Here is an 820-nt window from a genome sequence, read left to right as displayed (position 1 = left end):
GTGACTACTCACCGCCTTATCAGGCGATGCTTCTTACTTCATTAGCCGTTGCTCGATAGTATCGAGGCTTACGCAGCTTCCATAAGCAGAGACGACCGTCCAGCCGCCTTTAATTCCAGAATGCCTTTATCACGGATATTGAAGGCGGCATTTAAGTCGCGATCTATATCCGTCGTTCCGCAAGACAGGCAATCCCACTTTCGAACAGACAAGGGCATTTCTTCCATTTTATGACCGCAACAATGGCATGTTTTAGAACTGGCGTACCACTGATCAAGCTTGACTAGGTATTTGCCTTGCTCTTTCAGTTTGTATTCCAGTTTCGCAACAAAGCTATGCCATGCGGCATCGGCTATGTGTTTTGCCAGTTTACGGTTTTTCATCATATTGGCCGATTTCAATGTCTCAACTATCACCGCTTGGTTTTCGTCAACGAGAGTTCGAGAGCGTTTGTGTTGAAAGTCGGCACGAGCGTTTGCTGCTTTTTCGTGGCATTTTGCAACCAACAAACGAGCCTTTGCTCGGTTGGCGCTCCCTTTAGCCTTACGAGACAACTGGCGCTGCTTACGTCTGAGATTTTTCTCAGCGCGTTTTACAAATCGAGGGTTGGCAGTCTTTCTGCCGTTTGATTCGACGGTGAAGTGAGACAGCCCCAAATCAACACCTGTAACCTTGCTTACCGTGTGAAGTAATGCAGGCGCTTCGACTCCATCATCCACAAGAATTGATGCGTAAAACTTACCTGTTTTACTCAAACTGACAGTAATGCTTTTTACTGCACCCGTAATTTCACGATGAATATTTGCCTTTACAGGCTGCA

General features: G+C 46.5%; 1 protein-coding gene. It reads right to left on the bottom strand.

The window, feature by feature from the left end:
* Nucleotides 1-68: 68 nt before the first annotated feature.
* A partial coding sequence (locus CWE23_RS13795; RefSeq protein WP_133306978.1) for an RNA-guided endonuclease TnpB family protein occupies nucleotides 69-820 on the bottom strand: 752 nt, incomplete at its 5' end.

The organism is Idiomarina aquatica (genome assembly GCF_003987185.1).
GTDB classification, from domain to species: Bacteria; Pseudomonadota; Gammaproteobacteria; order Enterobacterales; family Alteromonadaceae; genus Idiomarina; species Idiomarina aquatica.
The sequence above is the reverse complement of the archived record's forward strand: the minus strand, read 5'-3'. Positions and strand labels throughout refer to the sequence as shown.